Genomic DNA, 12353 nt, shown 5'->3' with positions numbered 1-12353 from the left:
TGTTCGTGGTCCGCTGGCCCGCCTAGCGTGCGCAGCATGGATCTCCGCGAACTCGACCGCCGTGCCCTGCTCGTCCTCGACAAGATCGTCGCCGCCGTCACCCCCGCCGACCTCGCCCGCCCCACTCCGTGCGCGGGCTGGACGCTGGCCGACCTGCTCCGCCACCAGGTCAGCGAGAACCACGCCTTCGCCACCGCTGCCCGCGTGGGCTCGGCGCCGGACTGGGACGCGGGCGACCTCGGTGACGACGCCGCGGCCGCGTACCAGGCCTCCGTCGACGACTTCCTCGACGCCTTCGCCGACGACGCCGTGCTGGAGCGGCAGCTCACGATCAACCACTTCGGCACGTTCCCCGGGACGGTCGCCACCCACATGCACCTGGTCGACACCGTCGCGCACGGCTGGGACCTGGCCCGCACGCTGGGCCTGCCCTACGAACCGGACGCCGAAGCCGTGCACGTCGCCCTCAAGCTCGCCGAGCGGATCCCGGACGAAGGCCGCGAGCAGAACAACTCGTTCGCCCGCAGCGTCGAGGTCCCCGCCGGCGCGAGCGAACTCGACCGGTTCCTGGCCCTGCTCGGCCGCGACCCCGCCTGGGTGGTCAGCTGACCTCGGCGACCGGGGCGCTCCAGGTGTCGCACGCCTTCGTCGTCTTGCCGTCGTAGCCCGCCTTCGCCCAGGACAGCTGGTGCGCGCGGGAGCCGTGGGTGTCGCTGTCGTTGGCCCGGCCGTAGTCGGCGACGGCGGCGTTCGCCAGCGACCGGCTGATCGAGCCCGAACCGGCGACGGCCGCCAGGAAGAGCGCGCCGAAGCAGTTGGCCTGCAGCTCGATCCGGCGCACGACCTCCTTGTCGGCCGCGCTGTCCTCGTTCGGCGACGTCATCTTGTCCGCCGCCGCCGACAGCATGCCGCTCTCGCGCTGCACGTGGTGGCCGTATTCGTGGGCGATCGTCGCGATGTGCCGGGCCTTGTTGAGCCCGGCGTCCGCCAGCATCCAGTCGGTCGGGGCGTAGATCGTGGTGTCGCCGCCGCAGTAGTAGGCGACGGCTTCGTTCTCCGTCGGCGCGTCGCCGCACGCGCTGTGCTCGGGCAGCGTCACCGACACGGTCGCGGTCAGCGTCGGCTCGTTCGCCTTCTCCAGCGCGGGGCGCCACGACTGTTCGAGGCAGTCCGCGAGCGCCCGGTAGTAGGCCTTGAGCTGCTCGGGAGCGCGGCCGAGGTCGGGCAGGGCGCAGGTGGCCGGGCCCGGGCTGATGCCGGCGCCGAGCAGCGGGTTGCGGGCCAGCTCCGGCACGGGTTTCGCCTTCGACGTCGAGCCGGTGCCGCCGTAGGCCCGGCCGGTGTCGGCGCCCTGGGCGGCGAAGGCGCGCCCGTCCACCCGCCGCGGGATGGTGGCCGCGATCAGGGAGAACGTCAGCACGACGATCAGGACGCCGGCGACGGCGCCCCAGAGCCGGTTGCGCGGCGGGGCGATCGGGACCGGCGGCGCGGCGGCCCAGTTCGGGGCCCACGGATTCGGCTCGGGCACCCACGCGGGCTCGGGCGGCCGGGCCGTCCCCGGCGGTGACGGCTCGGCGTCGTTCACGGTCTCCCCCTGCTCGGTGGCACCAGCATACGGATCACCCGGGAGGCAGGGATCACGAAACGAAAACGCCACCCGGTGGCCGTCCGGGCCGCGCTCGGGCAAGACTGGGGGCATGAGTGTGGAGGACCCGTACCTGTGGCTCGAAGACGTGACCGGCGACGACGCGCTGGACTGGGTGCGCGCCCGCAACGGTGAGACGCTGGCCGAGCTGACCACCGGAGCGCGCTTCGCCGAGGTGCGTGACGAGCTGCGCGAAGTGCTCGACGCCGACGACCGGATCCCGTACGTACGCCGCCGCGGCGAGTACCTCTACAACTTCTGGCAGGACGCGAGCCACCCGCGCGGCCTGTGGCGGCGGACGACGCTGGAGTCCTACCGGCAGGCCGAGCCCGAGTGGGAGCTGCTGCTCGACGTCGACGCGCTGGCCGAGGCCGAGGGCGAGAACTGGGTCTGGCAGGGCGCCACCGTGCTGCGGCCGGGCTACCGGCGCGGCCTGGTCGAGCTGTCCCGCGGCGGCGCGGACGCGACCGTGGTGCGCGAGTTCGACCTCGACGCGCACGAGTTCGTCGAGGACGGCTTCACCGTCCCCGAGGCCAAGACGCGGATCGGCTGGATCGACGAGGACCGCGTCTACCTGGGCACGGACTTCGGCCCCGGCACGCTGACCAGCTCGGGCTACCCGCGGCTGGCGAAGGAGTGGCGCCGCGGTACGCCCCTCGAAGACGCCGTCACGGTCTACGAGGGCAAGCCCGACGACGTCTCGATCGGCGCCTCCCACGACCCGACCGAAGGCTTCGAGCGCGACTTCGTCAGCCGCGCGATCGACTTCTACCGCTCGGAGCTGTACCTGCGGACACCCGACGCGCTGGTCAAGATCGACGTGCCCGACGACGCGAGCGCGTCCGTGCACCGCGAATGGCTGCTGGTCCGGCCGCGGACGGCGTGGCTCGTCGACGGCACCGAGCACCCGGCCGGGTCGCTGATCGGCATCCGGTTCGACGACTTCCTGGCCGGCGACCGCACCTTCGCCACGCTGTTCACGCCGGACGAGCACACGTCGCTCGACTACTGGGCCTGGACGCGCAACCACCTGCTGCTGGGCACGCTGCGCGACGTCCGCACCGAGCTGCGCACGCTCACGCCGGGCCCGGACGGCTGGACCGAGGAGCCCCTCTCCGGCGGGCCGGAGTTCGGCAGTGCGGACATCTTCGACACCGACCCCGACGTCAGCGACGAGTACCTGATCAACTCCAGCGGTTTCCTCCAGCCGTCGACGTTGAGCTATGGCCACGTCGGCGAAGAGGCCGAAGTCCTGAAGCAGGCTCCGGCGTTCTTCGACGCTTCGGGCATGAGCGTCGCGCAGTACTTCGCGACGTCGGAGGACGGCACGAAGATCCCGTACTTCGTCGTCCGGCCGTCCGGCGCGGAAGGCGGCCCGACGCTGCTGACCGGCTACGGCGGCTTCGAGGTGTCGCTGACGCCGTCCTACAGCGGGATGATCGGCCGCGGCTGGCTCTCGCGCGGCGGCACGTACGTCGTCGCGAACATCCGCGGCGGCGGCGAGTACGGACCGGGCTGGCACACGCAGGCGATCAAGGCTGAACGCCACCGCGTGTACGAGGACTTCGCCGCGGTGGCCGCGGACCTGGTCCAGCGCGGCATCACGACGCCGGCGAAGCTCGGCATCCAGGGCGGCAGCAACGGCGGCCTGCTGATGGGCGTCATGCTGACGCGCTACCCGGAGCGGTTCGGCGCGATCGTCAGCCAGGTGCCGCTGCTGGACATGCGCCGCTACCACCTGCTGCTGGCCGGCGCGTCCTGGATGGCCGAGTACGGCGACCCGGACGAGGCCGCGGAATGGGAGTACATCGCGAAGTACTCGCCGTACCAGAACGTCCACAGTGGACGCGCGTACCCGCCGTCGCTGTTCGTGACGTCGACGCGCGACGACCGCGTGCACCCCGCCCACGCCCGCAAGATGGTGGCGCGGATGCGTGAGCAGGGGCACGACGTCCGGTATCACGAGAACATCGAAGGCGGCCACGGCGCCGCGGCGGACAACGAGCAGCTGGCGTTCAAGTGGGCGCTGGTCTTCGAGTTCCTGTGGGAGCAGCTCACGAAGTGACCCGCGCGAGCACGACGCCGCCGACGATCAGGGCCAGCGCGGCCGCCCGGCCGACGCTCAGCGGGTCCTTGTTCACGACGACGCCGAGCACGATCGCCCCGACGGCGCCGATCCCGGTGAACACGGCGTAGGCCGTGCCCACCGGGACGGCGTCCATCGCGCGGGAGAGCAGGTAGACGGCGGCCGCGCCGAGCACGAAGCACAGCAGCGTCGGCCACGGCCGCGTGAAGTTCTCCGTCGGCTTGATGCTCTGCGACCAGGCGATCTCGACGAGCCCGGCGAAGACGAGCGTCACCCAGCCCATCAGAGCGCCTTCAACGCGGCTTCGCGCGAAGCGACGCGCTCGCCTTCACGCGCCGCCAGGTGCGGGTCGACCAGGGCGTTGGTGAGCTCGGCGTGCACGAACCGGACGTCGTCGACGTCGTAGTGCCCGGCGATGAAGTCGCGCAGGTAGCGCTCGTGGTGGTCGAACGGGGCTCGCGGCGTGCCCTCGGCGTAGGTTCCGCCGCGGGCACCGGCGATGACGAACGCTTTGCCCCGGAGGGACATCCGCGGGAACGTCACCTGGTCGATCCAGGCCTTGAGCGCGGCCGGGATCGAGAAGTTGTACATCGGCGCGCCGATCAGGACGACGTCGGCTTCGAGCAGTTCGGCCAGGAGCGGCTCGACGACGGCCCAGGCTCGCTTTTGTGCGGACGTTTCGACGACCTCGGCGTAGCGCTCGGGGTCGGTGATCCCCTTCGTGAGCAGCGCGTCGCAGATTTCGGTCCAGGCCTCGCCGATCACCGGCACAGGCTCGGCGGCGAGGTCGCGGTAGGTCCGGGTGCCGTCCCAGGAGGCGGCGTAGCAAGCGGACAGCTCTCGCGAGAACGATCGGCGGCGGGCGCTGGAGTCGAGGTGCAGCAGGTGGGTCACGGTTCCTCCTCAAGTGGACGCCTTGTCCACTTCCACCCAACTGGACGTCTCGTCCGCTTATTCCCTAGGCTCGCGGACATGCCCGAACGCGCCGACGCGGCCCGCAACCGCGCCAAGATCCTGGCGGCGGCCGAGCGCCTGTTCACCGCCCGCGGCGCGGCCGAAGTGACGATGGAGGACATCGCCCGGGCCGCCGGCGTCGGCCGCGGAACGCTGTACCGCCGTTACCCGGACCGGGCCTCGATCGCGGTGGCACTGCTGGACGAGCACGAACGCCGCCTGCAGGAGTCGTTGCTGCGCGGCGAGCCCCCGCTGGGCCCGGGCGCACCCCCGGCCGAACGGCTGGCGGCGTTCTACGAGGCGATGGTCGAGCTGCTGGCGCGGCACGCGCCCCTGGTGCTGGGCGCGGAGGTCGGCCACTCGCGGTTCACGACGGGCGCGTACGGGTTCTGGCGCACGCACGTGCGGGTCCTGGCGGAGGCGGCGGGGGCCGCGGATCCCGACGTGCTGGCGGATGTGCTGCTGGCTCCGCTGGCGCCGGAGCTGTTCCTGCACCAGACGTCGCGGGGCGTGCCGGTGGAGCGGATCACTGCGGGTTTGAAGCAGCTGGCCCGCCTGCTGGAGCCCCGCGAGGGCGGTTAGCACGTCCGCGATTTCGCGACGTCGATGGCGCCGCGGGCGTACACTTGCCCGGAATTCGACGTACGAGTTGGGGGCTCCGATGTCGATCGAAGGTGGGTACACAGTCGAGCCGGCCGTGCTGGGGGAAATCGCCGCCGCGGCGGCGCGCGTCGGCCATGGAGTCACGGAGACCGGTGACGCCGTCCCGGCTGCTTCTCCGCTGAGACTTCCCGACGGTGACTGGGAAATCGGCGACGGCGTCCGTTCGATGATCTCGCCGTGGGAAGCCTCCCTGCACGCGCTCGCCGAGAACATCCGTGATCTCGGCCAGAACATCGACAAAGCGTCGAAACTCTATTCCGGCGCGGAAAAGACGCACAGCGAGAAGCTGCGAGCGATCTTGGGCTAGGGGGAGCCATGCTGGCGAACTACCGGGCACTCAAGGATTTCCCGATCGGCCGGCTCAACCAGTGCGCGGAAGGCTGGCGCTCGCTCGCCGACGCGCTCGGCACACAGGTCGCCGACTTCGACCGGACCGTGGTGCGGCCGGTCGACGACCCGGCGTGGCGGGGCGGCGGGGGTGACGCGGCGCGCGCCGCCGCGCACCAGGCCGCCGACCGGTTGAGCGCCACGCAGAAGTACGTCGACGCCAACGCCGTGCTGCTGCAGGCGGCGCACCACGGGATCTGGCAAGCCGGGCTGCCCAAGCCGGAGATCTGGGCGACCGTGCACGACGACGGCCGCGTCTCGTTCGACCACGAGCCGGAGCTGTTCCCGTGGGACAGCCCGCCGATCGTGCGCATGATGAACGCGCAGGGCACGGTCTACAAGCTGCTCCACCTGGCCGACGTGGTCGACCGGAAAACGGCGTCGCTGCTGTGGCACCCGCCGTCGCCTTCGGTGGACCGCATCCCGGCGGTCGCCGACGCGGACGAGCACCTGCGGCAGGCCAAGGCCGCGTTCCAGGAGGTCGTGGCCGAGGTCGACCGATTCCAGCCGGTCGAAGAGGCGCACACGGACACCCCGGAGCAACCGCGGGGCGACCTGGTGGCGACGAAAGACGACGAAGGACTGCGGGTCGTCCTGGCCGACGCCGCCGGGATCCTGAGCCTCACCGGGCGGCCCCACGGCGCCGACCACCTGCGCCACTGGCTGCGGAGCTCCGGGACCACGAAGTACGTCAGCCCGGCCGAAATCCGCCGCGACCTCCCGCTGTTCGAGACGATCGTCGGGAACGCGCTGCGGTCGGCGCCGGACGAGGGCTACTTCGACACCGGCTGGCAGAACACCGACGTCCAGGACGACGGGACCGGCGCCACGCAGAGCCAAGACTGGTGGTACGCCATGAACGACTTCCGGTACCGCGTCCTGGGCCGCGCGACCCGGGCCGGCGGACGGCGGCGCACGTACTACACGATCGGCGTGCTCAAGCCGTACGTCTTCGGCCCGCCCCGCGGCCCGATCAAGGTCCCATACGTCGACATCGAGTTCGACCAGGCGGAAATCGAGCGCCTGCACCACGTCGGGCTGGCGCGGAACTTCATCATCCAGGGGCTGTCCCACGGCGCGGAGTAGCCGGAGACCTCGGGATCGCCGAGGCCGGATTCCGTCAGCCGGCGGGCCGGTTCGGGTTCGTCGGGGACCTGCCGCCGATTTCCGAGCTGCAGCGGGCGTTCGGCTGACCCGGGCGGCGCTCGCCCGGGTCGGCCGAAGCCGTCAGCTGCAACCCGAGGTCGCGCCGCAGCCTTCGCAGGCGTAGCACGAGCCGGCCGGGCGCATCTTCGTTCCGCACGTCATGCACAGCGGGGCGTCCGCCGCCTTGCCGAGGCGGAGCTCCATCAGTTCCGTCGTCGTCTGGGCTTCGCGGTGGGCGTGCCCGGTTTCCTCCGCGTGCGGCTCCGGCGATGAGTCCACTGTGGACTGCAGGGCCGCGAGGTCGACGTTCGACGGCGTGCCGTAGCTCGCCTCGACCTCCGCCGAACGCTCATCCGCCGACAGGATGCCCAGCTGCGAACGCTTATCGTGCGGCAGGTAGTCCAGCGCCAGGCGGCGGAACAGGTAGTCCATCACGCTCGTCGCGATGCGGATGTCCGGGTCGTCGGTCATGCCCGCCGGCTCGAAGCGCAGGTTCGAGAACTTCGAGACGTAGAACTCGAGCGGGATGCCGTGCTGCAGGCCCACCGAAATCGACATCGAGAACGCGTCCATCACGCCCGCCAGGGTCGAGCCCTGCTTGCCGAGCTTGACGAAGATCTCGCCGAGGCCGTCGTCCGGGTACGAACCCGCCGTCAGGTAACCCTCGGCGCCGCCGACCGTGAACGACACCGTCTGGCTCGGGCGCTTCTTCGGCAGGCGCTTGCGCACCGGCCGGTACTCGACGACCTTCTCCGGCTCCGCCACGGCCTTGTCCTTCTTCGCCGTGGACAGCGGCTGGCCGACCTTGCAGTTGTCGCGGTAGATCGCGAGGGCCTTGAGCCCGAGCTTCCAGCCCTGGAAGTAGATCTCCTCGACCTCTTCGACCGTCGCCGACTCCGGCATGTTGACGGTCTTGGAGATGGCGCCCGAGAGGAACGGCTGCACCGCGGCCATCATCCGGACGTGGCCCATCGGCGCGATCGAGCGCTCGCCGACCGCGCAGTCGAACACCTCGTAGTGCTCGGGGCGCAGGCCCGGCGCGTCGACGACGTGGCCGTTCTGCGCCACGAACTCGACGATCGCCTCGACCTGCTCGGCCGGGTAGCCCAGCGCCTCCAGCGCGCGCGGCACCGTCTGGTTGACGATCTGCATCGAGCCGCCGCCGACCAGCTTCTTGAACTTGACCAGCGAGAAGTCCGGCTCGATGCCGGTCGTGTCGCAGTCCATCATGAAGCCGATGGTGCCGGTGGGCGCGAGCACGGACGCCTGCGCGTTGCGCCAGCCGTGCTTCGTGCCGATGTCGATGCCCTTCTTCCACTCCTGCGTCGCCAGCGCGCGGACCGCGGCGTCGTTCGAGTGGTAGGTGCGGACGAGCTCGTTCGCCGCCGCGTGCTTGCGCATCACGCGCTGGTGCGACTCGGCGTTGCGCGCGTAACCCTCGTACGCGCCGACGACCTGGGCCAGCTCCGCCGACCGCCGGTAGGACACGCCGGTCATCAGCGACGTGATCGCCGCCGCGAGCGCGCGGCCGCCGTCGGAGTCGTAGGCGTGGCCCAGCGCCATCAGCAGCGCGCCGAGGTTGGCGTAGCCGATGCCGAGCTGGCGGAACTTGCGCGTGGTGTCGGCGATCGGCTCGGTCGGGAAGTCCGCGAAGCAGATCGAGACGTCCATCGCGGTGATGACGAACTCGACGGCGCGGGCGAACAGCGGCGCGTCGAACGTGCCCTCGGGCGTGACGAACTTGAGCAGGTTCAGCGACGCGAGGTTGCAGCTCGAGTTGTCGAGGTGCATGTACTCGCTGCACGGGTTCGACGCGGTGATCCGGCCGGACTCCGGGCAGGTGTGCCAGTCGTTGATCGTGCCGTCGTACTGGATGCCGGGGTCGGCGCACTCCCACGCGGCCTGGGCGACGCCGCGGAACAGCTTCTTCGCGTCGGTCCGGTCGATGACCTCGCCGGTGAGCCGGGCGCGCAGGCCGAAGTCGGTGCCGTTCTCGACCGCCTGCATGAACTCGTCCGACACGCGGACCGAGTTGTTCGCGTTCTGGTACTGCACCGAGGAGATGTCCGCGCCGGAGAGGTCCATGTCGAACCCGGCGTCGCGGAGGACCTTGATCTTCTCCTCTTCGCGGGCCTTCGTCTGGACGAACTCCTCGATGTCCGGGTGGTCGATGTCGAGCACGACCATCTTCGCCGCGCGCCGGGTGGCGCCGCCGGACTTGATGGTGCCCGCGGACGCGTCGGCGCCGCGCATGAACGAGACCGGGCCGGACGCGGTGCCGCCGGAGGTGAGCAGCTCCTTCGAGGAGCGGATGCGGGAGAGGTTCAGCCCGGCGCCGGAGCCGCCCTTGAAGATCAGGCCCTCTTCGCGGTACCAGTTGAGGATCGACTCCATCGTGTCGTCGACGGCGAGGATGAAGCAGGCGCTGACCTGCTGCTTCGACGACGTGCCGACGTTGAACCAGACCGGGGAGTTGAAGCTGAAGACCTGGTGCAGCAGCATCCAGGTGAGCTCGTGCTCGAAGATCTCGAGGTCCTGCGGCGAGGCGAAGTAGCCGTGGTCGCGCGCGGCCTTGACGTAGGTCTTCACGACCCGGTCGATGAGCTGCTTGAGGCTGCGCTCGCGCTGCGGGCTGCCGACGGCGCCGCGGAAGTACTTGCTGGTGACGATGTTGGTGGCGTTGACCGACCAGAACTCGGGGAACTCCACGCCGCGCTGCTCGAAGTTGACCGAGCCGTCGCGCCAGTTCGTCATCACGACGTCGCGCTGTTCCCAGGTCACCTGGTCGTAGGGGTGCTGCCCCTCGGTGGTGAAGACGCGCTTCACGCTCAGCCCGCCGGCTGCCTTGCTCTTCTTGCCGGCGGCCGCGCCGGCCCCGGTTCCCACGGTTTCGGTCATCGGTCGAACCCTCACTCCCGCAGCGGGACGGTCAATCGCCGTCTTCGCGCTGATCGCTCTCCTCCGGAGCAGCAGAACCCGCCATGGCCTCACGAAGATCGGCGATCTCCTTCTCGAAGTCCTCGACCGACGAGAAGGAGCGGTAGACGCTGGCGAACCGGAGGTAGGCGACCCCGTCGAGCTCACGCAGCGGGCCCAGGATGGCCAGGCCGACCTCGTGACTCGGGATCTCCGCCAGACCGGCGGAGCGGATCGACTCCTCCACGCGCTGCGCGAGCTGCTGCAACGCGTCGTCGTCGACCGGCCTGCCCTGGCAGGCGCGGCGGACGCCGCTCACCACCTTGTCCCGGCTGAACTGTTCGGTGACCCCGGACCGCTTGACGACGGCGAGCACCATCGTCTCCGAAGTCGTGAACCGCCGTCCGCACGACGCGCACGAGCGCCGCCTGCGGATCGCCTGGCCTTCATCCACCTCTCGGGAGTCGACGACCCGAGAGTCCGCATGCCGGCAGAACGGGCACCTCATCCGCCGATCACCTTCCCCTCCGAGCTCGCCGCCCCGGTCGACGTCCCCCGGCCACCACGCGTGGCCGTGCCGCGACCGCCCGGTACCCCTGCACCTGGTGATCGACTTGTGGACATCCGGTGGGTAAAAGACGGCCAGCTGTGGACAACTGCCGCCCAGTCTACCCCAACCTGTGGACCAACTACAGCGGTGTAACTACTACATATAGCGGGCGAGCGTAGAACTCGGGGCGGACTCGCGCAAGCCGCGCTGGCGTGTCGGCCCCACCTGGGTGAGCCGTCCCGCGGCCGCGGGCGCGAACCTCACCGCGCCGTCACCCGTCGCGAGTGGACTCAAGCAGCCCGAGCCCGTTTCACCGGCACGACAAGCCGTCGCGGCGGCACCGGATCGGCCCTGCCGGCGAATTCACCGGGCCGGGTGAAATCCCGGCCCGCGCCGTCGCAAGCCGATAACGCCGTTTCGCGGCCACCTCGACTCGGCACCCCCGGAGAAGGCAGAGCGCATCACGGGACATCGGCGACCGGGACGGTCAAGGGCAGCCCGGGCACCAGGACGGCGCGGTCCAGGCGGTTGAGCTCCTTGATCCGGGCCACGACCGCACCCGGCTCGCTGTCCGGGGCGAAGCGCGCGGCCAGGGAGGACAGCGTGTCGCCCTGCTCGACCGACACCGTCGCCGTGCGCTCGGGCACCGGGGCTCCCGACGGGCCGCCGCCCAGCAGGCCCAGGCCGGCGACCACCAGGCAGCTCGCGACCGCGAGTGCGGCGAGCCACGGCCACCGGACCGGCACCCGGCGCGGGGCCGCGCAGGGTGAGCCGGCCGGGCGGCGGCCCGCCACGACCCGTGCGCGCGTCGGCGGGCGGTCCACCTCGCCGCGGCGGCCGCGCAGGACGCGGACGGGCCGGGGTGGCGCCGGGACCGGGGTCGCCGGGCGGGCGTGCCCGCGTTCGGCCAGAATGGACATCCGAACCTCCTCGAAACCCTGGTGTCCGCCCGTTTCCGGGGCCGGAGCCGGCCCGCGGATCAAGGTCGAACAGGCGTTCTATCGAACGCCCGTGCGAAGGTCTACCACCTACCACCGACAAAATCGAGCGGACACGGCGTGTCGATCGAACAGATGTTTGAAATCGTCGTGCCCGGGGGCTAACGTCGGTGACCAGGGCATCTGCCGGGCAGATGCCGCCCGGCGAGGCTGCCCGCACCCGGCGGGTGGCAGCCGGCGCGCAGATACGTGCAGCGAACGTCTGGGAGGCGACGCAGTGGCGAAGGAGAACAAGGCGGGCAGGACCAGTGGGTCCCCCGGTGGCTCGGGCAAGGTGCACGCCATGCCCGAGGTGTACGACGTGGACGAGACCCTCACCGTCCGCCAGCAGCAGGTCCTCGACGTGATCCGCTCGTGGGTGAGCCGGTTCGGCTACCCGCCGAGCGTCCGCGAGATCGGCGAAGCGGTCGGGCTGACGTCGACGTCGTCGGTCTCCCACCAGCTGCGCGCCCTGCAGCGCAAGGGCTACCTGCGCCGGGACGCGAACCGCCCGCGCGCGGTCGGTGTCCTCTCGGCGACCGACGACAACCCCATGGGCATCGAGATGGACCAGCAGCCGGTCATGCCGAAGGCGGCGTACGTGCCGCTGGTCGGCCGGATCGCCGCCGGTGGCCCGGTGCTGGCCGAGCAGGCCATCGAGGACGTCTTCCCGCTGCCACGGGAGATCGTCGGCGAGGGCGAGCTGTTCCTGCTGAAGGTCACCGGTGACTCGATGGTCGACGCGGCCATCACCGACGGCGACTGGGTCGTGGTCCGGCAGCAGCCGGACGCCGACAACGGCGAGATCGTCGCGGCGATGATCGACGGCGAGGCCACGGTCAAGACGTTCAAGCGCAAGAACGGCCACATCTGGCTGATGCCGCACAACGAGGCGTACGACCCGATCCCCGGTGACGACGCGACGGTGCTCGGCAAGGTCGTGGCGGTGCTCCGCCGTCTTTAGGAAGGTGCTCCCGGGCTTTCGCACGGCCCGGGAGGTTCACCGGATCGGATGATCTTCGGCCGTGG

Annotated in this window: 12 protein-coding genes; 6 read left to right on the top strand and 6 right to left on the bottom strand. The window is 70.9% G+C overall.

Features of this window, described 5'->3' with window-relative positions; genetic code table 11:
• The first annotated feature begins 36 nt into the window (after window positions 1-36).
• On the top strand, window positions 37-609 hold the full coding sequence (locus tag AB5J73_RS24690) for a TIGR03086 family metal-binding protein (RefSeq protein WP_370972671.1): 573 nt from the start codon (window positions 37-39) through the stop codon (window positions 607-609).
• Here the strand turns inward: AB5J73_RS24690 and AB5J73_RS24685 are convergent.
• On the bottom strand, window positions 602-1585 hold the full coding sequence (locus AB5J73_RS24685; RefSeq protein WP_370972669.1) for a neutral zinc metallopeptidase: 984 nt from the start codon (window positions 1583-1585) through the stop codon (window positions 602-604). The genes AB5J73_RS24690 and AB5J73_RS24685 overlap by 8 nt on opposite strands.
• A gap of 112 nt (window positions 1586-1697) precedes the next feature.
• Between AB5J73_RS24685 and AB5J73_RS24680 the strand changes: the two genes are divergently transcribed.
• Entirely contained in the window at window positions 1698-3710 is a 2013-nt protein-coding gene (locus tag AB5J73_RS24680; RefSeq protein WP_370972667.1) for a prolyl oligopeptidase family protein, read from the top strand.
• Here AB5J73_RS24680 and AB5J73_RS24675 read toward each other — a convergent pair.
• Together AB5J73_RS24675 and AB5J73_RS24670 are read right to left on the bottom strand one after the other, a co-directional pair.
• Window positions 3700-4014: a multidrug efflux SMR transporter gene (locus AB5J73_RS24675; RefSeq protein ID WP_370972665.1), complete on the bottom strand. Its 315-nt coding sequence runs from the start codon at window positions 4012-4014 to the stop codon at window positions 3700-3702. The two genes, AB5J73_RS24680 and AB5J73_RS24675, sit on opposite strands and share 11 nt — an antisense overlap.
• Window positions 4014-4625: an FMN-dependent NADH-azoreductase gene (locus tag AB5J73_RS24670; protein ID WP_370972663.1), complete on the bottom strand. Its 612-nt coding sequence runs from the start codon at window positions 4623-4625 to the stop codon at window positions 4014-4016. Before AB5J73_RS24670 ends, AB5J73_RS24675 begins: the two co-directional genes overlap by 1 nt.
• Window positions 4626-4703: 78 nt before the next feature.
• Here AB5J73_RS24670 and AB5J73_RS24665 point away from each other — a divergent pair, with 78 nt between their 5' ends.
• The 3 genes from AB5J73_RS24665 to AB5J73_RS24655 all read left to right on the top strand — a co-directional run bounded on the left by AB5J73_RS24665 (window position 4704) and on the right by AB5J73_RS24655 (window position 6821).
• Window positions 4704-5267 (top strand): TetR/AcrR family transcriptional regulator, encoded by a 564-nt coding sequence (locus tag AB5J73_RS24665; protein WP_370972662.1) that lies wholly within the window; start codon window positions 4704-4706, stop codon window positions 5265-5267.
• A gap of 79 nt (window positions 5268-5346) precedes the next feature.
• Window positions 5347-5655, top strand: coding sequence for a hypothetical protein (locus AB5J73_RS24660; protein WP_370972660.1), 309 nt, complete (start codon window positions 5347-5349; stop codon window positions 5653-5655).
• Between the two features lie 8 nt (window positions 5656-5663).
• Window positions 5664-6821, top strand: a complete 1158-nt coding sequence (locus AB5J73_RS24655) for a hypothetical protein (protein ID WP_370972658.1) — start codon at window positions 5664-5666, stop codon at window positions 6819-6821.
• Between the two features lie 141 nt (window positions 6822-6962).
• Here the strand turns inward: AB5J73_RS24655 and AB5J73_RS24650 are convergent, their stop codons facing one another.
• From AB5J73_RS24650 to AB5J73_RS24640, 3 genes are all read right to left on the bottom strand, one after another.
• Complete coding sequence (locus AB5J73_RS24650; RefSeq protein ID WP_370972656.1) at window positions 6963-9779, bottom strand: vitamin B12-dependent ribonucleotide reductase; 2817 nt, start codon at window positions 9777-9779, stop codon at window positions 6963-6965.
• 31 nt (window positions 9780-9810) lie between these two features.
• On the bottom strand, window positions 9811-10305 hold the full coding sequence (nrdR, locus tag AB5J73_RS24645; protein ID WP_086676168.1) for a transcriptional regulator NrdR: 495 nt from the start codon (window positions 10303-10305) through the stop codon (window positions 9811-9813).
• A 503-nt stretch (window positions 10306-10808) separates the two neighbouring features.
• Complete coding sequence (locus tag AB5J73_RS24640; protein ID WP_370972654.1) at window positions 10809-11267, bottom strand: LysM peptidoglycan-binding domain-containing protein; 459 nt, start codon at window positions 11265-11267, stop codon at window positions 10809-10811.
• A 361-nt stretch (window positions 11268-11628) separates the two neighbouring features.
• Here AB5J73_RS24640 and lexA point away from each other — a divergent pair, with 361 nt between their 5' ends.
• Entirely contained in the window at window positions 11629-12288 is a 660-nt protein-coding gene (lexA, locus tag AB5J73_RS24635; RefSeq protein ID WP_370972652.1) for a transcriptional repressor LexA, read from the top strand.
• The last annotated feature ends 65 nt before the right edge of the window (window positions 12289-12353 follow it).

This window comes from Amycolatopsis sp. cg9 (genome assembly GCF_041346945.1).
GTDB lineage: Bacteria > Actinomycetota > Actinomycetes > Mycobacteriales > Pseudonocardiaceae > Amycolatopsis.
Note: the sequence above shows the minus strand (reverse complement) of the source record. Positions and strands in the feature narration are given on the sequence as shown.

Bases quoted from the DNA above. Each gene is read 5' to 3' on its own strand.
- AB5J73_RS24690 (WP_370972671.1), top strand. From the start codon at position 37: ATGGATCTCCGCGAACTCGACCGCCGTGCCCTGCTCGTCCTCGACAAG.
- AB5J73_RS24680 (WP_370972667.1), top strand. From the start codon at position 1,698: ATGAGTGTGGAGGACCCGTACCTGTGGCTCGAAGACGTGACCGGCGAC.
- AB5J73_RS24675 (WP_370972665.1), bottom strand. From the start codon at position 4,014: ATGGGCTGGGTGACGCTCGTCTTCGCCGGGCTCGTCGAGATCGCCTGG.
- AB5J73_RS24665 (WP_370972662.1), top strand. From the start codon at position 4,704: ATGCCCGAACGCGCCGACGCGGCCCGCAACCGCGCCAAGATCCTGGCG.
- AB5J73_RS24660 (WP_370972660.1), top strand. From the start codon at position 5,347: ATGTCGATCGAAGGTGGGTACACAGTCGAGCCGGCCGTGCTGGGGGAA.
- AB5J73_RS24655 (WP_370972658.1), top strand. From the start codon at position 5,664: ATGCTGGCGAACTACCGGGCACTCAAGGATTTCCCGATCGGCCGGCTC.
- AB5J73_RS24650 (WP_370972656.1), bottom strand. From the start codon at position 9,779: ATGACCGAAACCGTGGGAACCGGGGCCGGCGCGGCCGCCGGCAAGAAG.
- nrdR (WP_086676168.1), bottom strand. From the start codon at position 10,305: ATGAGGTGCCCGTTCTGCCGGCATGCGGACTCTCGGGTCGTCGACTCC.
- AB5J73_RS24640 (WP_370972654.1), bottom strand. From the start codon at position 11,267: ATGTCCATTCTGGCCGAACGCGGGCACGCCCGCCCGGCGACCCCGGTC.
- lexA (WP_370972652.1), top strand. From the start codon at position 11,629: ATGCCCGAGGTGTACGACGTGGACGAGACCCTCACCGTCCGCCAGCAG.